Annotated in this window: 19 protein-coding genes and 1 tRNA gene; 1 reads left to right on the top strand and 19 read right to left on the bottom strand. The window is 63.0% G+C overall.

The window, feature by feature from the left end; translation table 11 throughout:
• Window positions 1-68 precede the first annotated feature (68 nt).
• The gene (purL, locus tag AB5Y54_RS04880; RefSeq protein ID WP_368153308.1) at window positions 69-3962 is read left to right on the top strand and encodes a phosphoribosylformylglycinamidine synthase; all 3894 of its coding nucleotides are present in this window, start codon (window positions 69-71) and stop codon (window positions 3960-3962) included.
• Between the two features lie 268 nt (window positions 3963-4230).
• Here purL and nuoN read toward each other — a convergent pair whose 3' ends face one another.
• The 19 genes from nuoN to AB5Y54_RS04785 form a co-directional block, all read right to left on the bottom strand.
• Window positions 4231-5694, bottom strand: coding sequence for an NADH-quinone oxidoreductase subunit NuoN (gene nuoN, locus AB5Y54_RS04875; protein ID WP_324033960.1), 1464 nt, complete (start codon window positions 5692-5694; stop codon window positions 4231-4233).
• Between the two features lie 43 nt (window positions 5695-5737).
• A complete protein-coding gene (nuoM, locus tag AB5Y54_RS04870; protein WP_103244619.1) occupies window positions 5738-7255 on the bottom strand; it encodes an NADH-quinone oxidoreductase subunit M in 1518 nt (505 codons plus the stop codon).
• Window positions 7256-7324: 69 nt separating this feature from the next.
• A complete protein-coding gene (gene nuoL, locus AB5Y54_RS04865) occupies window positions 7325-9172 on the bottom strand; it encodes an NADH-quinone oxidoreductase subunit L (RefSeq protein ID WP_223938480.1) in 1848 nt (615 codons plus the stop codon).
• Window positions 9169-9477, bottom strand: a complete 309-nt coding sequence (gene nuoK, locus AB5Y54_RS04860) for an NADH-quinone oxidoreductase subunit NuoK (RefSeq protein ID WP_010675036.1) — start codon at window positions 9475-9477, stop codon at window positions 9169-9171. Before nuoK ends, nuoL begins: the two co-directional genes overlap by 4 nt.
• A 79-nt stretch (window positions 9478-9556) precedes the next feature.
• On the bottom strand, window positions 9557-10096 hold the full coding sequence (gene nuoJ, locus AB5Y54_RS04855) for an NADH-quinone oxidoreductase subunit J (RefSeq protein WP_069651388.1): 540 nt from the start codon (window positions 10094-10096) through the stop codon (window positions 9557-9559).
• Window positions 10097-10105: 9 nt separating this feature from the next.
• Window positions 10106-10648, bottom strand: coding sequence for an NADH-quinone oxidoreductase subunit NuoI (gene nuoI / locus AB5Y54_RS04850; RefSeq protein WP_010675034.1), 543 nt, complete (start codon window positions 10646-10648; stop codon window positions 10106-10108).
• Window positions 10649-10738: 90 nt separating this feature from the next.
• The gene (gene nuoH / locus AB5Y54_RS04845; protein ID WP_010675033.1) at window positions 10739-11704 is read right to left on the bottom strand and encodes an NADH-quinone oxidoreductase subunit NuoH; all 966 of its coding nucleotides are present in this window, start codon (window positions 11702-11704) and stop codon (window positions 10739-10741) included.
• Entirely contained in the window at window positions 11701-14430 is a 2730-nt protein-coding gene (nuoG, locus tag AB5Y54_RS04840; protein ID WP_223938482.1) for an NADH-quinone oxidoreductase subunit NuoG, read from the bottom strand. Before nuoG ends, nuoH begins: the two co-directional genes overlap by 4 nt.
• Window positions 14431-14487: 57 nt before the next feature.
• On the bottom strand, window positions 14488-15873 hold the full coding sequence (gene nuoF, locus AB5Y54_RS04835) for an NADH-quinone oxidoreductase subunit NuoF (RefSeq protein ID WP_223938484.1): 1386 nt from the start codon (window positions 15871-15873) through the stop codon (window positions 14488-14490).
• Window positions 15870-16409 carry an NADH-quinone oxidoreductase subunit NuoE gene (gene nuoE, locus AB5Y54_RS04830; RefSeq protein ID WP_080990002.1) on the bottom strand — a complete coding sequence of 180 codons (540 nt, stop codon included), beginning with the start codon at window positions 16407-16409 and terminating at the stop codon, window positions 15870-15872. The genes nuoF and nuoE overlap by 4 nt, the downstream gene beginning before the upstream one ends.
• 72 nt (window positions 16410-16481) lie before the next feature.
• A complete protein-coding gene (gene nuoC / locus AB5Y54_RS04825; protein ID WP_197713285.1) occupies window positions 16482-18251 on the bottom strand; it encodes an NADH-quinone oxidoreductase subunit C/D in 1770 nt (589 codons plus the stop codon).
• A gap of 38 nt (window positions 18252-18289) precedes the next feature.
• Window positions 18290-18964 (bottom strand): NADH-quinone oxidoreductase subunit B family protein, encoded by a 675-nt coding sequence (locus AB5Y54_RS04820; protein ID WP_010675028.1) that lies wholly within the window; start codon window positions 18962-18964, stop codon window positions 18290-18292.
• 29 nt (window positions 18965-18993) lie between these two features.
• Entirely contained in the window at window positions 18994-19398 is a 405-nt protein-coding gene (locus tag AB5Y54_RS04815) for an NADH-quinone oxidoreductase subunit A (RefSeq protein WP_039038710.1), read from the bottom strand.
• 256 nt (window positions 19399-19654) lie between these two features.
• A complete protein-coding gene (locus AB5Y54_RS04810; RefSeq protein ID WP_113978780.1) occupies window positions 19655-20530 on the bottom strand; it encodes a flagellar motor protein MotB in 876 nt (291 codons plus the stop codon).
• A complete protein-coding gene (locus AB5Y54_RS04805) occupies window positions 20508-21266 on the bottom strand; it encodes a flagellar motor protein (RefSeq protein WP_052816159.1) in 759 nt (252 codons plus the stop codon). The genes AB5Y54_RS04810 and AB5Y54_RS04805 overlap by 23 nt, the downstream gene beginning before the upstream one ends.
• A 664-nt stretch (window positions 21267-21930) precedes the next feature.
• Window positions 21931-22018, bottom strand: a tRNA-Ser gene (locus AB5Y54_RS04800).
• A gap of 266 nt (window positions 22019-22284) precedes the next feature.
• Window positions 22285-22902: a TPM domain-containing protein gene (locus AB5Y54_RS04795; RefSeq protein WP_201933951.1), complete on the bottom strand. Its 618-nt coding sequence runs from the start codon at window positions 22900-22902 to the stop codon at window positions 22285-22287.
• 22 nt (window positions 22903-22924) lie between these two features.
• Complete coding sequence (locus AB5Y54_RS04790) at window positions 22925-23659, bottom strand: YgcG family protein (protein ID WP_182936180.1); 735 nt, start codon at window positions 23657-23659, stop codon at window positions 22925-22927.
• Complete coding sequence (locus tag AB5Y54_RS04785; RefSeq protein WP_201985274.1) at window positions 23656-24261, bottom strand: LemA family protein; 606 nt, start codon at window positions 24259-24261, stop codon at window positions 23656-23658. The genes AB5Y54_RS04790 and AB5Y54_RS04785 overlap by 4 nt, the downstream gene beginning before the upstream one ends.
• Between the last annotated feature and the right edge of the window lie 35 nt (window positions 24262-24296).

Below are 24296 nucleotides of genomic sequence, written 5' to 3'. Positions count from 1 at the left end.
TGGGCCTGATCCCTATAATACGCGCGTCTCAAATCCCCCCACACTCTAAAACTTGGTGAGAAAGGTATATGGAAATCTTGCGTGGTGCCCCAGCACTGTCTGAGTTTCGTGTCCACAAGCTGCTGCAGAGCTGCGCACAGAGAGGAGTAGAGATAGCAAGCGTCTATGCGGAATACGTGCATTTTGCCGAGCTGACGAGCCCGCTGTCGCCCCCCGAGCGAGCGACCTTGGGCCAGCTTCTGCGCTACGGCCCGACCATCCCGGAACACACCCCCAGCGGTCAGCTGTTCCTCGTTACTCCCCGCCCCGGCACTATCTCCCCCTGGTCTTCCAAAGCAACCGACATCGCCCACAACTGCGGCCTGAAACAGGTCAAGCGGCTGGAGCGCGGCATTGCCTATTACGTGCAGGCCAAGGGTGAGCTGAGCGTGGCCCAACGCAGCGAGATCGCGGCCCTGCTGCACGATCGCATGATGGAAGTGGTCTTTGCCGAGATGAACGAGGCCGCCGCCCTGTTTGCTCACCACGAGCCGCGCCCCTTTACCCAGGTAGATGTGCTGGGTGGTGGTCGCGCCGCCCTGGAAGAGGCCAACGTGACCCTGGGTCTGGCCCTGGCCGATGACGAAATAGATTACCTAGTGACCAACTTCACCCGGCTGGGTCGCAATCCCAACGACATCGAGCTCTACATGTTTGCCCAGGCGAACTCCGAGCACTGCCGCCACAAGATCTTCAACGCCGACTGGACCATAGACGGCGAACAGCAGCCCAAGTCGCTGTTCAAGATGATCAAGAACACCTTCGAGCAGACGCCGGATCATGTCCTGTCTGCCTACAAAGACAACGCCGCGGTGATGGAAGGCAGCCAGGGTGGCCGCTTCTTCCCGAGCCCCGCCAACGGTGAGTACCAGTATCACCAGGAGCGTGTCGACATCCTGATGAAGGTGGAGACCCACAACCACCCGACCGCCATCTCTCCCTTCCCGGGGGCCGCCACCGGCTCCGGCGGCGAAATCCGCGACGAGGGTGCGACAGGCCGTGGCGCCAAGCCCAAGGCGGGCCTGGTGGGCTTCTCCGTCTCCAACCTGCGCATCCCCGGTTTCGAGCAGCCCTGGGAGCAGGACTTCGGCAAGCCGAGCCGCATCGTCAGCGCCTTTGACATCATGCAGGAAGGGCCCCTTGGCGGCGCCGCCTTCAACAACGAATTCGGTCGCCCTGCCATCCTGGGTTACTTCCGTACCTTCGAAGAGCAGGTGCCGAGCCACAACGGCGTCGAGGTGCGCGGCTACCACAAGCCCATCATGCTGGCGGGCGGTATCGGCAACATCCGCAGCGAGCACGTCCAGAAAGGGGAGATCCCGGTGGGGGCTGCCCTCATCGTGCTGGGTGGTCCGGCCATGAACATCGGCCTGGGTGGCGGCGCCGCCTCCTCCATGGCGTCCGGTCAGTCTGCCGAAGATCTCGACTTCGCCTCCGTGCAGCGTGACAACCCCGAGATGGAGCGTCGCTGCCAGGAAGTGATCGACCGCTGCTGGCAACTGGGGGACGACAACCCCATCGTCTTCATCCACGACGTGGGCGCCGGTGGTCTCTCCAACGCCATGCCGGAGCTGGTGAGCGACGGGGATCGCGGTGGTCGCTTCGACTTGCGTGCCATTCCGAACGACGAGCCGGGCATGAGCCCGCTGGAAGTCTGGTGCAACGAATCCCAGGAGCGTTATGTGCTGGCCGTGGCCCAGGACAAGCTGCCTCTGTTCAAGGCCTTGTGCGAGCGCGAACGTGCCCCCTATGCCGTCATCGGCACCGCCACCGAAGAGAAGCATCTCACTCTCTCTGATGATCACTTTGACAACCAGCCCATCGATCTGCCGCTGGACGTGCTGCTTGGCAAGGCGCCCAAGATGCACCGCGACGTGCAGAGCCTGCCTGCCCAGGGCAAGGCGCTGCAACTGGACGGCATCACCCTCAGCGACGCCGCCGAGCGCGTGCTGCGCCTGCCGACCGTGGCGGAGAAGTCCTTCCTCATCACCATCGGCGATCGCACCGTAACAGGCCTCGTCAACCGCGACCAGATGGTCGGCCCCTGGCAGATCCCGGTGGCTGACTGCGCCGTCACCGCCGCGACCTACGACAGCTACCACGGTGAAGCCATGTCCATGGGGGAACGCACCCCGGTGGCGCTGCTCTCTCATGCCGCCTCCGCCCGCATGGCGGTGGCCGAGGCCTTGACCAACCTGGCACCAGCCAATATCGGCTCCCTCAAGCGGGTCAAGCTCTCCGCCAACTGGATGTCCGCTGCCGGCCATCCGGGGGAAGATGCGGGTCTCTACGAAGCCGTGAAAGCGGTGGGCGAAGAGCTCTGCCCGGCCCTTGGCATCACCATCCCGGTGGGCAAGGACTCCATGTCCATGAAGACCCGCTGGCAGCAGGACGGCGAAGAGCGCAGCGTCACCTCGCCGCTCTCCCTGCTCATCTCCGCCTTTGCCCGGGTCGAGGACGTGCGCAATACCGTGACCCCGCAACTGCGCACCGATCTCGGTGAGACCGACCTTATCCTCATCGACCTTGGCAACGGCAAGCAGCGCCTCGGCGCCTCGGCCCTGGCCCAGGTCTATCGCCAGCTTGGGCAAAGCGCTCCGGATCTGGACAACCCGGTCCAGCTCAAGGGCTTCTTCAACGCCATCCAGGCGCTGGTGGCGGATCGCAAGCTGATTGCCTACCACGACCGCTCCGACGGCGGCCTCTTCGTCACCCTGACCGAGATGGCGTTTGCCGGTCACTGCGGCCTCGACATCCAGCTCGATCGCGTGGGTGGCGACCTGCTGCCGGCCCTGTTCAACGAGGAGCTGGGTGCCGTCATCCAGGTTCGTCGCGAAGACAAGGAAGCGGTGCTGACCCTGCTGGCCGGTCACGGTCTGGCAGCCTGCTCCCATGTGCTGGGCACGGTGCGCGAAGACGACCTCATCCTGTTCCAGCGTGCCGGCAGCGAAGTGTATCGCGCCAGCCGCACCGCCCTTCGCACCATCTGGGGCGAGACCAGCTGGCAGATGCAGCGCCTGCGTGACAACCCGGAGTGCGCCGATCAGGAACATGCCGCCCGCCAGGACGTCGCCGATCCGGGTCTGCAGGCCAGGCTCACCTACAACCCGTCCGACGACGTGGCCGCGCCCTATATCGCTCGCGGGGTTTCTCCCCGTCTGGCGGTGCTGCGCGAGCAGGGGGTCAACTCCCACGTGGAGATGGCGGCCGCCTTCGATCGCGCCGGTTTTACTGCGGTGGACGTGCATATGAGCGACATCCTCGAGGGGCGCATCAAGCTTGAGGAGTTCCAGACCCTGGTGGCCTGTGGCGGCTTCTCCTACGGCGACGTGCTGGGGGCGGGCGAAGGCTGGGCCAAGTCCATCCTGTTCAACGACAACGCCCGTGAGCAGTTCCAGCGCTTCTTCGAGCGCGGCGATACCCTCTCCCTGGGGGTGTGCAACGGCTGCCAGATGATGTCCAACCTGCGTGACCTCATCCCGGGGGCCGATCTCTGGCCGCGCTTCGTGCGCAACCGCTCCGAGCGCTTCGAGGCGCGCTTCAGCCTGGTGGAAGTGCAGGACTCCCCGTCCGCCTTCTTCGCCGGGATGGCGGGTTCCGTGATGCCGATTGCCGTCTCCCACGGGGAAGGGCGCGTGGAAGTGCGCGATGCCGCTCACCTGGCTGCGCTGCAACAGAGCGGTCTGGTGGGGCTGCGTTTCGTGGACAACTGCGGCAACGTCACCGTGCAATACCCGGCCAACCCCAACGGCTCCCCTGACGGTATCACCGCGGTGACCAGTGCGGACGGCCGCGCCACCATCATGATGCCGCACCCGGAGCGGGTGTTCCGCACCGTGGCCAATTCCTGGCACCCGGACAACTGGGGAGAGGATGGCGCCTGGATGCGCATGTTCCGCAATGCTCGGGTTCGCCTGGGCTAAGCGCCAGCAAGAAACCAAAAACCGGCCCCAGTGGCCGGTTTTTTTATGGGCATGGGTCTGAGAATGGGGAGGGTAGGAGGAGACGAGCACGATGGGGGCGAGGCCATCTTCAGCTCGCTGCTCCGCCAGCTGCTTGCTGGAGGATATGGGATGGATTGAGGGGAGGGATCTGGTATCGCCTGCCAGATAGGCAAGCCGGACCGGGCCTTGGCGGACATAAAAAAACCGGCCATGGAGGCCGGTTTTGCTGTGTGAGCTGAACCTGAGGCTAGCGCAGCACCACGTGTTGGAAGCCCTGCACCAGGCTGATGACGGGCTGGGGGTAGATGCCGAGCAATACCACCAGAATGGCGGAGAGCAGCACCACCAGGCCCCCGGAGGAGAAGGCCCAGTCGGCCCTGGCATCGCGCAGTTGCATGCCGGGTTCACGCAGGTAGAGGGTGACCATGACCCGCAGGTAGTAGTAGAGCCCCAGGGCACTGCCGAGCACGATGGCGCCACTGAGCCACCACAGCTTGGCATCGACGGTGACGCCGATGAGGTAGAACTTGCCGATGAACCCCAGCGTCATGGGGATACCCGCGAGGGAGAGCATCATCACCGTCATCACCGCCGTCAGATAGGGGCGCTTCCAGAACAGACCGCGATAACTGTGCAGGGAGTCCGCATCCTTGCCGCGATAGGGGCTGGACATCATGCTGATGACGCCGAAGGCCCCCAGGCTGGTGAACAGGTACATCAGCAGGTAGACACCCGCCGCTTCCACCGGCATCTCGCCGAGGCGGCTTGTCACCACCACTGCCAGCAGATAGCCGAAGTGGGAGATGGAGGAGTAACCCATCATCCGCTTGATGTTGGTCTGGATCAGCGCCAGGAGGTTGCCGACCACGATGGAGATGACTGCCATGGCCGCCAGCAGCCAGTGGATCATGGGATCCGAGGTGGCGGGTACCGCCAGGTAGAAGCGCAGCAGCACGCAGAACACGGCTATCTTGCTCACGGTGGCGAGGAAGGTGGCCACCGGTGCCGGCGCCCCTTCATAGACGTCCGGGGTCCAGAGGTGGAAGGGGGCGAGGGACAGCTTGAACGCAAAGCCGACCAGCATCAGGCCAAAGCCCCCCATCAGCAGCGGATGGTGAGCCGGGCTCTGGGCCAGGGTCACACCGAGATCGCTGAAGCTCAGGCTTCCGGCCTGGGCGTAGAGCAGTGCCATGCCGAACAGCAGGAAGGCGGTGGCACTGGCGGAGAGCACCATGTACTTGATGCTGGCTTCCAGCGAGTGCCGCTCGCGATAGGCATACCCCACCAGACCGAACATGGGCAGGGTCAGCATCTCGATCCCGATGAAGAGCGAGGCGAGGTGACGGGAGGCCGCCAGCACCAGACCACCGGCGGTGGCGATGAGCAGCAGCAGGTAGAACTCTTCCCGGTTGTCCGGATAGCCCTTGAGCCAGGTGCGACCGAAGGTGCAGGTGGCCAGGGCCCCGATGAGCACCAGCCCCATGTAGAAGACCGCGTAAGCGTCCACTTGCAGCAGGGGAGTGACCCCCTGATCCCCCTGGGCCATCACGATGGGCAGGGAGAAGAGCGCGAGGTTGAGGCCGATGATGGTGACCACGAAGGCGGTGTCGTCACAGCGCTTCCAGGCGATGGCCAGCATCAGGGCCACCATGGCCCCCGTGGTCAGCAACAGGGGCAGCAGGGCCAGCAGTTGAGAAACAGTAAACGTCATGACAGTGCTCCCGACATGGACAAGGAAGGCGAAAGAGAAAGCATCATTGCAGCGCCCCCGTGCCCGGCAGCGCGTACCAGTGCAGCACGCTCAGGAGGCTGCTGCTGGCGGTGTCGAGCACCGGCTGGGGATAGAGACCGAGCAGCACCAAGAGGCCGGCGATGGTCAGCATCATGGTCAGCTCCCGGGTATCCAGCCCCTTGAGCATGCTCTCCTCCCGGGGCGTCCCGAAGCAGGCCCGCTGCAGCATGATGAGGGAGTAGACCGAGGCCAGCACCAGCCCGAAGGTGGCGATGACGGTGATGACGGGGGCCACCTGGAAGCTGCCGATGAGGATCAGGAACTCGCCGACAAAATTGCCGGTCCCCGGCATCCCGAGGGATGCGACGGAGAAGAACAGCATCACGCCGGGCAGGTAGCGCAGCCGTCCCCAGAGACCGCCCATCTGGCGCAGATCCCGGGTGTGCAGGCGCTCGTAGAGCTGGCCGCACAGGATGAAGAGACCGGCGGCCGAGAGCCCGTGGGCAATCATCTGTACCACTGCCCCTTGCAGGGCGAGCTCGCTGCCGGAGTAAATGGCGATCATCACGAAGCCCATGTGGGAGATGCTGGTGTAGGCAACCAGCCGCTTGATGTCGGTCTGGGCAAAGGCCAGCAGGGCGCCATAGACGATGCCGATGAGGCCGAGCACCATGGCGTAGGGGGCAAACTCGGCGGACGCCTCGGGGAAAAGCGGCAGAGTGAAGCGCAGCAGGCCGTAGGCCGCGGTTTTCAGCAAGATGCCCGCGAGATCCACGGAGCCTGCGGTGGGCGCCTGGCTGTGGGCATCAGGGAGCCAGCCATGGAGCGGCACCAGGGGCATCTTGACCGCGAAGGCGATGAAGAAGCCCAGCATCAGCAGCCACTGTACCGTGCTGCTCATGGGGGTGTTGAGCAGTTCCTGATAGTTGAAGGTGAAGACACCGGTGGCGGCGTGGTGGGTCAGTACCAGGCCCAGGATGGCCACCAGCATGATGAGGCCGCTCGCCTGGGTATAGATGAAGAACTTGGTGGCGGCGTTGATGCGCGACTTGCCATCGGTGACCGAGTGGCCCCAGAGCGCGATCAGGAAGTACATCGGCACCAGCATCATCTCCCAGAAGAAGAAGAAGAGGAACAGATCCACCGCCATGAAGACGCCGAGCACGCCCCCCAGGATCCACAGCAGGTTGAGGTGGAAGAAGCCGATGCGCTGGACGATCTCCTTCCAGGAACAGAGGATGGCCAGCACGCCGATGAAGCTGGTGAGGATCACCATCAGGAGCGACAGCCCGTCCACGGCGAGGTGCAGGGAGATGCCGAAGCGGGGGATCCAGGGTTGTTGCCACTCGGCTGCCCAGACGGGGAGGCCGGGGCTGGCGAGGGTGAAGTCACCACCGAGCCAGATGGCGCTGGAGAGCACCAGACAGGCGCTCATGGAGGCGAGGGCCACCCAGCGAACGAATTGTCCGCCGAGCCGCTCCATCTGCCAGCAGAGCAAGCCGCCGATGAAGGGAATTAGCAAGATCCAGAGTAAGGTCACGATATCAGCTCTCATCTAGGTTCTAGTCGGGCAGGCGCTGAGCCTGCCACACAATATTGGGCTCATGGATCAGCCGAGCAGCAGCAGGGCCAGGATCAGGGCGGCGCCCATCCCCATGGAGGCTGCGTACCAGCGCAACTTGCCGGAGACGGTCCAGGCCAGCAGCTGATGCCCCCCCTGGGCCAGCACGGCGGGCAGGTTCATCATCCTGTCCAGCGGATCCTTGCCGAGCAGGCGAGTCGCCAGCAGGTAGGGCTTGACCCAAATCAGGTCATAAAGCCAGTCAAAGCCCCAGGCATTGAACCAGAGGGTGGACAGAGCCCGCCCAGGTGCACTCTGTGCGATCCCCTTCGCCAGGCGACGTTCGCCGAGGAAGAGGAAGGCGGCCAGCGCAATGCCTGCCACGGCGATGACGCCTGAGAGGATCTCGAGGCCATGGCGTCCCTCTTCGATGTGATCACCGGGGCCTGCCGGCAGTACTCCGGCGAGCGGCGGCACTATCAATGCACCCACCCCGGTAGAGAGCACCAGCAGCACCAGCAGTGGCAGATGGTGGGCAAGGCCCTGTCCGGCGTGAGCCTGGGTCTGCGCCTTGCCGTGGAAGGCGATGAAGATGAGGCGGAAGGTGTAGAGGGAGGTGAGGAAGGCACCACCCAGACCGGCCCACAGCAGGGCGCTCTGGCCACTGGCCTGCACCTGCCAGAGGATGGCGTCCTTACTGTAGAAACCGGCGGTCACCAGCGGCAGCGCGGCCAGGGCCGAGCCCCCCACCAGGAAGCAGGCGTAGACCAGCGGCAGCGATTTGCGCAGCCCCCCCATCTTGAAGATGTTCTGCTCGTGGTGGGTCGCAACGATGGCGGCCCCGGCGGAGAGGAACAGCAGCGCCTTGAAGAAGGCGTGGGTCATCAGGTGGAAGATGGCCCCTTCCCAGGCACCGACCCCCAGGGCCAGGAACATGTAGCCAATCTGGCTCATGGTGGAGTAGGCCAGGATCCGCTTGATGTCGGTCTGCACCAGGGCGGCAAAACCGGCCAGCACTAGCGTGATGGCACCGACCAGCGCCACCAGATGGAGGATCTCCGGGGCCAGCAGGAAGAGGCCGTGGGTGCGGGCGATGAGGTAGACACCGGCGGTCACCATGGTGGCGGCGTGGATCAGTGCCGAGACCGGGGTCGGGCCCGCCATGGCGTCCGCCAGCCAGGTCTGCAGGGGCAGCTGGGCGGATTTGCCGACCGCGCCGCCGAGCAGCATGAGGCAGGCGAACGACAGGGCAGGGGAGCCGTCGGCAAACATCGCAGGGGCTCGCACCAGCAGCTCGTGAATGTTGAGGGTGCCGAGCTCGCGGTAGAGCACGAAGAGCCCGATGGCAAGGAAGACGTCGCCGACCCGGGTCACCACGAACGCCTTGAGGGCGGCGGCGCCGTTGTTGCGATCCTTGTAGTAGAAGCCGATCAGCAGGTAGCTGCACAGCCCCACCCCTTCCCAGCCCAGGTAGACGAACAGCAGGTCATCGGCCAGCACCAGGAACAGCATGCTGGCGATGAAGAGGTTGGTGTAGGTGAAGAAGCGCGAATACCCCTCTTCCCCGCGCATGTACCAGGAGGCGAACAGGTGGATGAAGAAGCCCACCCCGGTCACGACCCCCAGCATGGTCAGCGACAGCCCGTCCAGGGAGAGACGGAAGGCAGGCTGGAACTCGCCCACCGTCATCCACTGCCACAGGGTCTGGGTATAGACGCCGCCTTCCGGCATGGTATTGAGAAAATCGATGCCGACCCACAGGGTAGTGAGGGCCGAGAGACCGATGCTGCCGACACCGATGAGCGCCGAGGTGCGCTCGCCGAGGCGGCCGAGGGAGAAGGCCAGCAGCAGCCATCCCAGCAGCGGGAACAGGAAAGTCAGATATAGGAGGCTCATCCGCGCATCTCGCTCACAGTGTCCACGTTCAGGGTGTGGTAACGACGATAGAGCAGCAGTAACAGGGCGAGGCCGATACTGGCCTCCGCTGCCGCCAGAGAAATCACCAGTATGTACATGATCTGGCCGTCGGCCTGGGCCCAGCGGCTACCCGCCACCACGAATGCCAGGGCGGACGCGTTCATCATGATTTCGATACTCATGAGGATAAACAACAGGTTGCGGCGTATCAGCAGGCCGCACAGGCCGATGGCAAACAAAATGGCCGCCAGCAGGAGGCCGTGCTCCATGGGAATTCCACTCATCGCCATGCTCCTTGTGCTTGCTGGATGGAAAGGGGGCGGGCTGCCGGCAGCGAGCCATGCATCACCACGGGGATGTCGCTCATTGCTGACCTCCTTCCTGTGTGGTGCGAGGTACGGAGAGCACTTCCCCGCTCTTGTCCTCGCGGCCCAGGTGATAGGCGGTGACCAGACCTGCCAGCAGCAAGATGGAGGCGAGCTCCACCGCCAGCACATAGGGGCCGAACAGGGCGATACCGACTTCCTTGGCGCTGACCTCGGTCAGACCCAGTTCACCGCCGGTCACGCCGAGAATGCCGTGGGCCAGAAAGCCCAGCAAAATGAGGGAGAGCAGGGCCGGGCCACCCCAGGTCATGGGGGTGAGCCACTTCTTCTCCTGATCCTGGGCGCTCCCCAGGTTCAGCATCATCACCACGAACACGAACAGCACCATGATGGCGCCGGCGTAGACGATCACCTGCAGGGCCCCCGCAAAGGCGGCGCCCAGGCAGAAGAAGATCATGGCCACGGCGATGAGGGAGATGATGAGATTGAGCAGCGCATGCATGGGGTTGCTGGTGCTGATCACCCGCAGCGTGCTGTAAACGGCGACCAGGGCCGCGACATAGAATGCCAGTTCCATGATTGACTCCTAGGGCAGCAGGCTCTTGACATCGATGGGCTTGGCTTCGTTCTCGGCATCCCCTTTGGGTTTGCCGTCGATGGCCATCCCGCTCATGCGGTAGAAGTTGTAGTCCGGGTATTTGCCGGGGCCGCTTATCAGCAGATCTTCCTTCTCGTACACCAGATCCTGGCGACGATACTCCCCCATCTCGAAATCCGGCGTCAGCTGGATGGCGGTGGTGGGGCAGGCCTCCTCGCACAGGCCGCAGAAGATGCAACGGGAGAAGTTGATGCGAAAGAACTCCGGGTACCAGCGGCCATCTTCCCGCTCCGACTTCTGCAAAGAGATGCAACCGACCGGGCAGGCAACAGCACACAGGTTGCACGCCACGCAGCGTTCGTCGCCATCGGGATCCCGGGTCAGTACGATGCGACCGCGAAAGCGGGGGGCGGCGTAGACCGGCTGCTCCGGGTAGCTCAGGGTTTCACGGGGGCGCCAGGCATGGGAGAAGACCATCCCAAGACTGCGCAACTGGGTGCCAACACCCTTGATAATGCTCGTAATTTTCATAGGTGCCTCACTGCACATTTATCAGCACTGGCGCCTGGGCGTTTCCTTGCCGCAGACGGCCGAATCATCGTCATGTCCATCTCGTTTTGCTCACGCATTCATCAGCACCACGGCAGCGGTGACCAGCATGTTGAGCAGGGTCAGGGGCAGGCACACTTTCCAGCCAAAGGACATCACCTGGTCGAAGCGCGGGCGGGGCAGGGAGGCCCGCAGCAGGATGAAGAACACCATGAAACAGGCTGTCTTCAGGGCGAACCAGATGAAGGGCGGCAGCCAGGGGCCGTGCCAGCCACCGAAGAAGAGGGTCACGATGAGTGAAGAGATCAGCACGATGCCGATGTACTCCCCCACGAAGAAGAGACCCCACTTCATGCCCGCGTACTCGATGTGATAGCCGTCGGCGAGCTCCTGCTCGGCCTCCGGCTGGTCAAACGGGTGGCGGTGGGTGACGGCGACCCCGGCAAACAGGAAGGTGACGAAGCCCAGGATCTGGGGGATCACGTTCCACATGCCGGCCTGGGCCTCGACGATGTCACGCAGGTTGAAGCTGCCGGTCTGGATGACGATGCCCATGAGCGAGAGGCCAAGGAACACCTCGTAGGAGAGGGTCTGGGCCGAGGCGCGCAGGCTGCCGAGCAGGGAGTACTTGTTGTTGCTCGACCAGCCTGCGAAGAGCACGGCATAGACCGCCAGCCCGGCGATCGCCAGGATATAGAGCAGCCCCACGTTGAGATCCGCCACGCCCCAGGTGGGGGTGATGGGTACCACCGCAAACGCCAGGATGAAGGCGGTGAAGGCGATGATGGGGGCCAGCACGAAGATCCGGCGATCCGCAAAGGGCGGGATCCAGTCCTCCTTGAAGAACATCTTGACCATGTCGGCCGCCAGTTGCAGCAGGCCGAAGGGGCCAACCCGGTTGGGGCCGTAACGGTCCTGCCACAGTGCCAGCAGGCGGCGCTCGATGAAGCTCATGAAGGCGCCAGCCCCCACGATCCCCACGAGTACGACCAGGGCCTTGCCGACCTCGATCAGCAGATCCATCAGAGAGTCGCTCATGCGATGACCTCCTGCAGGTTATCGATCAGGGCATGGTGCAGGGCGGTCGGCAGGCCGTTCACCCCGAGTGGCAACCCTGCCAGGCCCGGAGCCAGCGCATCGCTCAGGCGAAGACGCAGGCGCCAGTGGTTGCCACCCCAGGAGAAGGCCACCAGTGCGTCAGGGGATAGTGCCAGGCGCGCGGCATCCGCCGGGTTCAGTACCAGGGTGGGTTCCCCCATGCGAGCCTGGATGACCGGGCTTCTGGCGGAGAGCTCCTCGCCACCGAACAGCTGGTCATAGCTCACCACCTGCAGGGATGCGGCGGGCTGGAAGGGGGCCGGGATGGTGCCAAACCAGCCCAGGTTGCCTTCGCCCGGCTCCAGCAGGCGGCGACCGGGATCCCCGGCACGCAGGTTGCCGCCCACCTCGTCCTGGAACTTGTTCCAGGCGGAGGGGGAGTTCCAGCCCGGCGCCCAGGCAAACGGTACCTGGGAGAGGGGCTGGCGGGAACCAGCGTAGCCTTCCATGGAGAAGGCGAACGGCGAATCGGGATCCTGGGCGACTCTGGGCTCGCTCACGTTCTGGTTCGCCAGCATGGAGGTGCGACCACTGTAGCGGTGCGGCTCCCGGGCGAGCTTCATGCCGCGAATGCGCAGGCCGGCGTTGGGTGCAGCTTCACCCATGGTGGTGAGCAACGGGGCGCTGGCGGCACAATCGCGACTCACATCGTCGAAGGTGCTCCAGCGAACCGAACGCGGTTGCTGGCTCCCTTGCAGGGCATCCAGCCAGCGCCAGCTTTCGCGCACCTGGATATCGGCGTTGTAGAAGGCGGGAGCATAGACCTGGAAGAAGCGCTGGGCGCGGCCTTCCATGTTGACCAGGGTGCCATCGCCTTCGGCAAAACTGGCGGCAGGCAGCACCAGATCCGCCTTCTTCGCGGTGGCCGTCTCCTGATGGTCGATGACCAGCAGGTGTTGCAGGCGATCCAGAGCGGCGTCCACCCGGCTGCGGGGGGCTCGGCGGTAGAGGTCGTTCTCAAGAACGACCAAGGCAAGTCTCTCTTCCCCTTCCATGCGCTCGAGGGCTGACTCCAGCGGGGCGGCATGCCGGGCCAGCATGGCCAGTCCCAGGCTGTTGGCTTCCTGAGCCACCAGGGCAAGCTCCGCGGCCTGGCCACGGCCCTTGAGGGCGCGGGCGATGTTGCTGGCCGCTTCGATCAGCGCCTCGTTGCGGGCACCATTGCCTGCGATGATGAGGGGCTTTTTGGCGTTGCCAAGCAGATCGGCCCATTGGGCGGCGAGGGCCTGCTGTTCGGGGGAGAGATCCGTTGGTGCCGGTGCACTGGCATCCAGCAGGTGGGCGATGGCAAACCCGAGGCGCGCCTGATCCGCGTGGGGGGCGTGCAGGGTGCTGCTCGCCACGTCATCCAGGCGGGTGGCATCTAGACTGGTGATGAGCAAGGGGTAGCGCTGGTTCTGGGCCAGGGTCTGCACGGCTGCGACCTGCCAGAGATCCACCTTCAGCTTGCGGGCAATGTCGCGCCCCTTGCCTTTCACTGCCTGGCGCAGGGCCAGGGCGATGCGGGCGGCGGTCTGGGTGACATCTTCCCCGAGCACCAGCACGGCGTCGGCCTCTTCCATGTCGCGCAGGCTGGGAGTGCGCACGCCACCGTGCTCCAGAATGTCCAGCATCTTCTGCAGGCATTTCCATTCGCTCTGCTCGACCCCGGAGTAGAAGTTGGCGGCCCCCACCAGTTCGCGCAGGGCGAAGTTGCTCTCCAAGGAGGCGCGGGGTGAGCCGATGCCGATGACGCCGCTGGCGGTGCGCAGCGCATCCGCGGCCCGGTTCAGGGCACCATCCACCGTGATGGCCAGCTTGTCACTGCCATCCTGCAGCAGGGGCTGGCGCGGGCGGTCGGTCAGATTGACGTGGCCGTAGCCGAAGCGGCCGCGATCGCAGAGGAAATAGTGGTTCAGGGCACCGTGGAAACGGTTCTCGATGCGGCGCAGCTCGCCGTAGCGCTCACCCGGGCTGATGTTGCAGCCGACCGAGCACCCCTGGCAGATGCTGGGGGCGAACTGCATGTCCCACTTGCGGTTGTAACGCTCGGAGTGGGTCTTGTCGGTGAAGACGCCGGTGGGACAGACCTCCACCAGGTTGCCGGAGAATTCGCTCTCCAGAGTGCCATCCTCGACCCGACCGAAGTAGACGTTGTCATGGGCGCCATAGACCCCGAGATCCTCGCCACCTGCGTAATCCTTGTAATAGCGCACGCAGCGGTAGCAGGCGATGCAGCGGTTCATCTCGTGGTTGATGAAGGGGCCCAGATCCTGATTCTGGTGGGTGCGCTTGGTGAAACGGTAGCGGCGGCTGTTGTGGCCCGTCATCACCGTCATGTCCTGCAGGTGGCAGGCGCCACCCTCTTCGCACACCGGGCAGTCGTGGGGGTGGTTGGTCATCTGCCACTCCACCACTGTCTTGCGAAACTCCTTCGCCTCTTCATCCTCGATGGAGATATAGGTGCCATCGGTGGAAGGGGTCATGCAGGACATGACCAGGCGGCCGCGCTTGTCGTCGGCATTTTGATACTGTTTGACCGCGCACTGGCGGCAGGCACCGACGCTACCGAGCGCCGGGTGCCAGCAAAAATAGGGGACGTCCAGACCCAGCGACAGACAGGCTTGCAGCAGGTTGTCTGCCCCGTCTACCTCGTACTCTTTACCGTCTACATGAATGGTTGCCATACAACTTCCCTGAAACCTGTTTTATGAAATCGGCTATTGCCCGATGCGTCCTGGCGCTTACCAGCGCTCGCCCAGCAGGTTGGGCTGGATACCCTTGAACAGCTTGTGATTGTCATGGGGGGCCTTGACCCCGGCCTCGAACTCGGATCGGAAATACTTCATCGCACTGCCAAGGGGCTCGACGGCGCCGGGGGCATGGGCACAGAAGGTCTTGCCCGGGCCCAGGAAACTGACCAGCTGTTCCAGGGTCGCGAGATCCTCGGGTTGGCCCTCGCCCCGCTCCAGCGCCCGCAGGATCTTGACGCTCCAGGGCAGGCCGTCGCGGCAGGGGGTGCACCAGCCGCAGGATTCGCGGGCAAAGAACTCCTCCATGTTGCGCAGCAGTGAGACCATGTTGATGCTGTCATCCACCGCCATAGCAAGGCCCGTACCCATGCGGGTGCCCACCTTGCCGATGCCGCCAGCGTACATCTGGGCATCCAGGTGCTCGGGCAGCAGGAAGCCGGTGCCGGCGCCGCCCGGTTGCCAGGTTTTCAGGCGATAGCCGGGCTTCATGCCGCCGGCGTAGTTTTCGAACAGCTCGCGGGCGGTGATGCCAAAGGGCAGCTCCCACAGGCCGGGATTGTTGACCTTGCCGGAAAAGCCCATCAGCTTGGTGCCGTGATCTTCCGAACCCGGCAGTGCCAACCTCTGATACCAGGCCACACCGTTGCCGATGATGGCGGGCACGTTGCACAGGGTTTCGACGTTGTTGACGCAGGTCGGCTTGCCCCAGACGCCGGAGACGGCGGGGAAGGGGGGTTTGGCCCGCGGGTTGGCGCGCCGTCCTTCCAGGGAGTTGATGAGGGCCGTCTCTTCGCCGCAGATGTAGCGACCTGCGCCGGTGTGGACGAACAGCTCGAAGTCAAAGCCCGAGCCCAGGATGTTCTTGCCAAGGAGCCCCGCGGCCTTGGCCTCTTCCACGGCGCGGCGCAGGTGGATGGCGGCATCCACGTACTCGCCGCGCAGGAAGATGTAGCCGCGATAGGCCTTGAGAGCCCGGGCACTGATGATCATCCCCTCGATCAGCAGGTGGGGCAGCTGCTCCATCAGCATGCGGTCTTTGTAGGTATTGGGTTCCATCTCGTCGGCGTTGCAGAGCAGGTAACGGATGTTCATGCTCTCGTCTTTGGGCATCAGGCCCCACTTCACGCCGGTGGAGAAACCGGCGCCGCCGCGTCCCTTGAGGCCGGCATCCTTGACGGTGCTGACGATGTCATCCGGGCTCATCTGGCCAAGGGCCTTGCGGGCGGCCTCATAGCCCTGTTTTGCCTGATACTCCTCGAGCCAGACCGGCTGGCCGTCGTCCCGCAGGCGCCAGGTGAGAGGGTGGGTCTCGGCGGTGCGGGGGATGCGGTTGGCGGTGCCGAGGGAGGCAAGCGTCTTGCCTGGCTGAATGCTCATGGGTAAGCCTCCAGGGTTTTCAGCAGGCTGACGGCATCGAGTCCGCCATAGGTATCGTCATCGATCATGATGGCCGGCCCCTTGTCGCAGTTGCCGAGGCAGCAGACGGGCAACAGGGTGAAGCGGCCATCCGGGGAGGTCTGACCAGGGGCCAGATTGACGACCTCTTTCAGACCGGCAAGCAACTGCTCGTGGCCGTTGATGTAGCAGACCATGCTGTCGCAGACGCGGATGATGTGACGACCCACCGGCTGGCGGAAGATCTGGCTGTAGAAGGTGGCGACCCCTTCCACGTCGCTGGCGGGGATGCCGAGCTCGGCGCCGATGGCGTGAATGGCGCCGTCAGGCACCCAGCCACGGGCCTGTTGCACTATCTTGAGCGCTTCGATGCTGGCTGCACGGGGATCTTCGTAGTGGTGTTTCTCGTGTTCGATGGCATCGCGCTCAGCCTGGCTCAGGACGAAATCTCCCTGCTGGCTGCTGCATGCCCCTTGCCCTTGTGGGGTCTGGTTATTCTGACACTGACATTGGCTCATGACTTGACCTTTTGTGGCTTGTCCCTTTACTGCGCGTCTTGCCCTTCGCCCCGGCTGCCGGGGCGAGAGGACTCAACGATCCACATCTGACATAACGAAATCGATACTGCCCAGGTAGACGATAAGATCCGACACCATCTGGCCGCGGATCACCGAGGGGATCTGCTGCAGGTGGGCGAAGCTCGGGGTGCGGATCCGGGTCCGGTAGCTCATGGTGGAGCCATCGCTGGTCAGGTAATAGCTGTTGACCCCCTTGGTCGCCTCTATCATCTGGAAGGACTCGGCGGCCGGCATGACAGGCCCCCAGGAGACTTGCAGGAAGTGGGTGATCAGGGTTTCGATGTCCTGCAGGGTGCGCTCTTTGGGCGGTGGCGTGGTGAGCGGGTGATCCGCCTTGAAGGGGCCCTCAGGCATGTTTTTCATGCACTGCTCGATAATGGACAGGCTCTGGCGGATCTCCTCGATGCGCACGGTGGCGCGGTCGTAGGCGTCCCCGTTGCTGCCCACCGGCACCTCGAACTCGAACTGATCGTAACCGGAATAGGGGCGCCATTTGCGCACGTCAAAGTTGAGCCCCGTGGCCCGCAGACCGCCCCCCGTGGTGCCCCAGGCCAGGGCCTGGGCCGTGTTGTAGGCGGCGACGCCGATGGTGCGGCCCCGCAGTATGCTGTTGCGCATGGCCGCCTTTTCATACTCCATCAACCGCTTGGGCAGCCAGCTCAACAGGTTGTCCTGGATGAGGCGGGTCCAGCCGGCAGGCAGATCGTGGGCCACGCCGCCGATGCGGAACCAGGCCGGGTGCATGCGGGCTCCGGTGATGGCCTCGATGATGGTGTAGATCTTCTGGCGGTCCGTGAAGGTGAAGAAGACCGGGGTCATGGCCCCCACGTCCTGAATGTAGGTGCCAAGGAACAGCAGGTGGCTCTGGATGCGGAACAATTCCGCCATCATCACCCGGATCATGTCGACCCGCGCCGGCACCTTGATGCCGGCCAGCTTCTCGACCGCCAGCACATAGGGCAGGTTGTTCATCACGCCGCCCAGGTATTCGACCCGGTCGGTGTAGGGGATGTAGCTGTGCCAGGACTGGCGCTCGCCCATCTTCTCGGCGCCGCGGTGGTGATAGCCGATGTCGGGCACGCAGTCGCGGATCTCTTCCCCGTCGAGTTGCAGCACCAGGCGGAAGGCGCCGTGGGCGGAGGGGTGGTTCGGCCCGAGGTTCAGGAACATGTAGTCCTCGTTCTCGTTGCCGCGGGCCATGCCCCACTCTTCCGGCTTGAACAGCAGGTTGTCCTGCTCCTGATCCTGCTTGACCGCATCGAGCATGAAGGGATCAAACTCGGTGGCGCGCGCCGGGTAGTCCTTGCGCAGGGGGTGCCCTTGCCAGCTCTTGGGCATCATGATGCGGGTCAGATGGGGGTGGCCATCGAAGGTGATCCCCATCAGATCCCACACTTCCCGCTCGTACCAGTTGGCGTTGGGGAAGTGGCGGCTGACGGTGGGCAGATGGAGATCACTCTCCTTGAGCGCCACCTTCAGCATCACGTCGGCGTTACGGTCGATGGAGATGAGGTGATAGAAGACGGTAAAGTCGCTCTCCGGCAGGCCGTGGCGATGGCTGCGCATCCGTTCGTCGGTGGCGCTGAGATCGAACAGCATCACGAAGGGGGAGGGCAGCTTTTGCAAGAAGCCCATCACGTCCAGCAGCAGATCCCGGGAGAGCCAGATGACCGGCACGCCGGTACGGGTGCTCTGCACGGTGAAGCGCTCGGCACCGAAGTGGGCGAACAGCTCGCCGACCACCTGGGCATCGGCGTGATCGGCGGTTTGCCACTGGGCCATGGTGTAATTGCTTGGGAATTCTCGAGTCAGTTTCATGATCAGATCTCATCCGGCGTGCGCAGGTTGGTCACGTTGATCCGCTCGCCGCGCTTGCGTTCCTTCTCGGATTGCATCTGGGGACGGTAGATCCCCTGATCCCCCACCACCCAGGAGAGGGGGCGGCGTTCCTTGCCGATGGATTCCTGCAGCAGCATCAGGGCTTGCAGGAAGGCCTCGGGGCGGGGCGGGCAGCCCGGGATGTAGACGTCGACCGGCAGGAACTTGTCGACGCCCTGTACCACGGAGTAGATGTCATACATGCCGCCGGAGTTGGCACATGCCCCCATGGAGATGACCCACTTGGGCTCGAGCAACTGCTCATAGAGCCGCTGGATGACAGGGGCCATCTTGATGAAGGGGGTGCCGGCAATCACCATGAAGTCGGCCTGACGGGGGGAGGCTCGTATGACCTCAGCGCCGAAGCGAGCCACGTCGTGGGGAGAGGTGAAGGCGGTACACATCTCCACGTAGCAGCAGGAGATGCCGAAGTTGTAGGGCCAGAGGGAGTTCTTGCGGCCCCAGTTGACGGTGTCTTGCAGCACCTCTTCGAGGCGCCCGATCATGATGCCGCGGGTCGCTTGCTGCGCCAGTGGATCATCGACGGTCTGGCGCTGTTCCTGGGGGTAGCGCTCAACGGGCGCATCCGGGTCAATCCGGGTCAGGGTGTACTTCATGGTGCAACCTCAAAGAGATAATCGGTAGTTCAGTCTGGTTTCTTGTCAGTCAGGACACGCTTTTTCGGGGCCCAGTCGAGGGCACCAATGCGCCACAGGTAGAGGAGGCCTACCAGCAGCAGGGTGATGAAGATGGTGGCTTCGATGAAGCCGACCCAGCCGCTCTCCCGAACGGAGACGGACCAGGCAAAGAGATAGAGGGCTTCGACATCGAAGATGACGAAGAACATGGCGACCAGGTAGAACTTGGCGGAGAAGCGCAGGCGGGCGTTGCCGACGGAATCCACCCCGGATTCGAAGGGTTTGTTCTTGGCACGGCCATAGGCGCGTCCCCCCAGCAAGGCCGCCAGGCCTATCATGGTCAAGCAGATACAGATGGCGCCAATGACATAGACAGCAAAAGCCCAGTGCTGGACGGCAATATCAGCAAACATATAGGTTTTTCCCTAACCAAATTAATCATGTGACTTAACAATGATGTTACGTAGTATGCCACTTCCGTACTGATTTACATGTCATTTCAAAGGATTAATTATTAATCAACGGGATGAAAATTGTGTTTTGCTAGCGGGGTCAACTTTCTCGTTTGAGAATTGTTTTCAATCGTTTTTATGTAGCAGAAAAAAACCGGATAGTTTGAAAATCCGGTGGATGGCAGGAAACAAAAGACCCCGCATGGCGGGGTCTGTTTCAGGGTTGAAGAACGGGGAGGCTCTGCTCTGCCGCCTTGCCCTGGGAGAGCACGATCTCCACCCGGCGGTTGGCCTGGCGGTGAGCCGGGGTATCGTTTGGATAACGGGGTTGGGTATCCGCGACCCCCTGGGCGATCAGCCGTCGTGAATCCAGCTTGGGGTTGGTCAGCAGGGTGTGGGTGATGGTGGCCGCCCGCAGCACTGACAGCTCCCAGTTGTTGCGATAGAGCTCCACCGGCGCCTGGGAGTTGTCGGTGTGACCGGTGACCACCACCATGCCGGGGATGTCTGCCAGCACGTCCGAGACCTTGTTGACCAGGGGAATGAACTGGGGCTGCAAGAAGGCGGAGTCGGCCGGGAACAAGGTCTTTTCGCCGATGCGGATCACCAGCTGGCTGCCAAGCTGCTCCACCTCGATCTCCTTGGACTCGATTTGGCTCTTGAGCTGCTGATCCAGCTTCTGTTTGGTGACCGTGACCCAATCCTGCTCCTTGGTCTTGTGGGGCCAGGACTCCGTGGCCGCAGGTTTCTCCGAGGAGCCGATGGTCTCGTTGAAAGGGTCGGCCGCCGCTGCGGGCGTCTGGGTATCCAGCACCTGCTCTTTCTGGGAGGTATTGGGGGTGGTCTTGGACTCGGGTTCCAGTATGCCTGTGCCCCCCTGCATCACGGGGGAGCCGGCGGGAAGGGAGACCAGCCCTATCTTGCCAAGAGATTCGATAAAGCCCTGAATGAGCACGCGAGTCTCCGACTGCTTGGCCATGGCGAAGGAGTAGAGCACCACGAACAGGGCGAACAGCAGTGTCATGAAGTCGGCGTAGGAGACCAGCCAGCGTTCGTGGTTCTCCGGCGCCTCAGCCTTTTTCTTTTTCGCCACCGTGGCCTCCGAGATAAGGCTCAAGGGTCACTTGCAGCCGTTGCTGTGACTCGCCGTCCACGATGCAGAGGATGCCGGTGAGGGTCATCTCCTTGTAGTGGCGGATCTGGTGGGCAAACGCCTTGTAGCGGTTGCCGAAGGGCAGGAAGATGAGGTTGGCAGCCGACACCCCGTAGATGGTGGCAATAAAGGCTACCGCGATGGCGCCCCCCAGCTTGTCGGGGGCATCCAGCAGGCCCATGGCGTGAATGAGGCCAAATACGGCCCCGACGATCCCCATGGTCGGGCAGTAGCCCCCCATGGCCTCGTAGAATTTGACGGTCTGTTCGATATCTTCCTGCTCGAACTCGATCTCGTTTTCCAGTACCTCGTGGATCTTGGTCTTCTCGTAGCCATCGACCATCATCTGTACCCCTTTTTGCAGGAAGGGATCCTTGATGTCGTCGATCATGCCCTCCAGTGCCAGCATGCCGCTGCGCCGTGCATTGCCCGCCAGGGTTTCAAGCAGTTGGGCCTGCTCCAGCATGTCGAGGCGCAGGGGAGTAATGAGCCACTTGAAGCGTTTGAGGGTTTTACCAACCACGGAGAAGGGAAACTGGGTCAGTGCGGCACCGACGGTACCGCCGATCACGATGAGAAAGGCGGGCAGATCGAGCAGGGCGCTGGGGTGCCCCCCTTCTATCATGTTGCCACCCAGAATGGCTGCCAGGGCCAGCAGCAAGCCAATAAGACTCATTTGTCCATATCCCTATGCGATGTGTGAGGCTAGTGTAGCCATTTAACTATCAGTTTTTCAAAACGATATCCAATCGGTGAGCAATATCCGAGAGGTTGCGCAGACCCGGTATTGTCCGGTGGCATCGGCCTGTGCCGCCTGGTCAGCAGAGCAGGTTGACGGTGCCGGCATGGCAGGACGAGGCGGTTATCCAAGTGATATCACAATGTACTGTGCTATTTGTGAGAAAATATTGGTTATTTATATCGTCACTTTCTCTTTTCTTGGCGTAATGAGCTGTCAACGAGAAAGGGCTGGCTTCCCTCGGGGCATATCCCCTGTCGGCAGAGAGCAGAGAGCAGAGAGGCGGAAGGGATAGGATTGGCTGGGCGGCACTCGGCCAGGTATCGCGGCAAACCGTTTTTTCTGGCCCCCGCCGATGACGGGTTTCTCCTGCCAGGGGGTTGGCAGACGCCTTGAAGCAAAAAACCGACCTTAAGGTCGGTTCTTCAAGCTGTACGCTGGATCGGGATTGACTCGCGTCATCCCTGGCGCTCGCCCTGCGGGCGGCCTCTGGCCGTCCAGTCGGGCTATCCTGCCCGCCTGTCGACAGGGGGCGAACCGAGCCGCCCATCATCGGAAAAAGTAAAAGGCCCCATCTTGCGACGGGGCCTTTTACTTTATCTGGCGGTGAGGGAGGGATTCGAACCCTCGATACGTTGCCGTATACACACTTTCCAGGCGTGCTCCTTCAGCCACTCGGACACCTCACCAAATTTTTACTGCTTGAAGTGGCTTTCGGAGCACGCTGCGCGTGCATCTTGCCTACTTCGTCGGTGGGCAGCCTCTCGGATACCTCACCAAATTCTGGTCTGTGATTTAACGTGTTCAGCCAACACGGTGTTCGTTGCGCCGTTGCGCTGGAACGGGGCGTAATTTAGGGGAAAGGGCTGCCTGGGTCAACCACTTTTCCCCTTATTTTTCATAATCTTTATCGAGTGCCTATCCCTTGAACAGAATGCCGGTTTTTTAAGCCCGTTCAGGGCTTGTCGAGAATGATCAGGCTGTCAGGCAGCTCGTTCTGATCCCGGGTGGCGGGGAAGGCGTCGGTCAGAATGGCGCTGGTGCGCTCCACGCACTCCAGGAACCCCTGCTCGACCTCCTTGTTGCGTACCCGAACCACGAAGTCGTCGATGATCTGCTGCCACTGGGAGTTGTCGATGTGCTGGGCGATCCCGTCGTCTACCAGGATCTCCACATAGTGCTCCGCCACCGAGACGAAGATGAGCACCCCGAGCCGTTCCCGGGTGCGGTGAAGTCCCTGCTCGACAAACTGCAGGCGGGCCATCAGGGCTGCCCGGTGACGGCGTACCTTGTTGGGAATGAGCCGCATCTTGATGGGCGTCCAGTGGAACAGCAGGCTCAGCAGCAACCAGACCGACCACTGCACCAGCAGGATCTCGTACCAGCCAAGCCAGAAGCCGAGCTGGAAGACCAGCAGGGGGGTGAGCATGGCCAGCAGGGCGGCCCACAGGGTCGGGATATAGCGATAGCCATCGCTGGCCGGGGCCAGCACGGTGACCAGTTCGGCATCCGTGGCCTGCTCGGCCTGTCGAACCCTGGCCTGCAAGGTGTGGAAAAACTGCTTCGAAATCATCTTGTTGTCTCTTTTTCCCTGATTACCAACCGCCAGATGCACCGCCGCCGCCAAAGCTGCCGCCGCCACCACTGAAACCGCCACCACCACCGCCAGTGCGGCCGCCAAAGGAGCCGGCACCGAATCCACCGGCCATGTAGGCGGCCCGGCGACGTCCTCCCGGCCCACCGCCGCCACCGCGCAGGTTGTGCAGCACGATCATCGCAATCACCACCAGGATGAAGAGCCAGGGACCTCCCTGCTTGTCGGCCTTGCTGGCGTGGTCCACGGGCTGATATTCCCCGGCCAGGGCCTGCATGATGCCCTGGCTGCCGGCGAGGATGCCGGCCACCATGTCACCGCGCTTGAAGGCGGGCAGGATCCGGGTCTGGATGATATTGGCGGCGATGGCGTCGGGCAGGGCACCTTCCAGGCCATAACCCACCTCGATGCGCACCTTGCGCTCGTCCTGGGCGATGATCAGCAGAACGCCGTTGTTCTTGCCTTTTTGGCCGATGCCCCAGTGGCGACCGAGCTGGTAGCCGTACTCTTCGATGGTATCCCCCGCCAGCGTGTCGATGGAGACCACCACCAGCTGGACGCCGCTGCGCTTCTCGAAGACGGCCAGTTGCTGTGCGAGTTGGTGGGCCTGCTTGCGGGACATCAGATTGGCCTCGTCCACCACCCGCCCGGTCAGGGCCGGGAAATCGGGGGCGGCATGCAGTGCCGTGGCACAGAGCAGCAGACAGAGCGCCAGCCAGTGTCTCATCACGTTCATTGGAAGCTGACCTTGGGCGCCTCATCGGCACCGGGTTTGGCGCTGAAGGTGGGTTTGGCTTCCAGATCGGAGTAAAGCAGCTTGGACCAGATGACCCCGGGGAAGGTACGGATCTCGGTATTGAACTGGCGTACTGCCTCGATGTAATCCCGTCTGGCCACCGCGATGCGATTCTCGGTGCCTTCCAGCTGGGCCTGCAGGGTCAGGAACTGCTGATCGGCCTTCAGATCCGGGTAGCGCTCGACCACTACCATCAGCCGGGAGAGGGCGCTGGAGAGCTGCTCCTGCGCCGCCTCGAACGCCTTGAGCTGGGAGGGGTCACTCACCTGCACGCTGCCGACTCGGGCACGGGCATCGGTGACAGCCTTGAGGGTCTCCTGCTCGTGGCTGGCGTACCCCTTGACGGTGACCACCAGGTTGGGAATTAGATCGGCCCTGCGCTGGTACTGGTTCTCGACCTGTCCCCAGCTCGCCTTGACCTGCTCATCCAGGGTCGGAATGGTGTTCATGCCGCAGCCGGTCAAACCCAGCAGCAGGGTCAGGGTCAGCAGGGCACGGGTACCACGCTGCCAGAGTGAAGTGGCCATCTTGTTGTTCTCCATTGATATTTCTCTCGGAAATAGGTTCACCATAACAG

The sequence above is a fragment of the Aeromonas sp. s9 genome (assembly GCF_040907765.1).
Lineage (GTDB): Bacteria > Pseudomonadota > Gammaproteobacteria > Enterobacterales > Aeromonadaceae > Aeromonas > Aeromonas caviae.
Note: the sequence above shows the minus strand (reverse complement) of the source record. Positions and strands in the feature narration are given on the sequence as shown.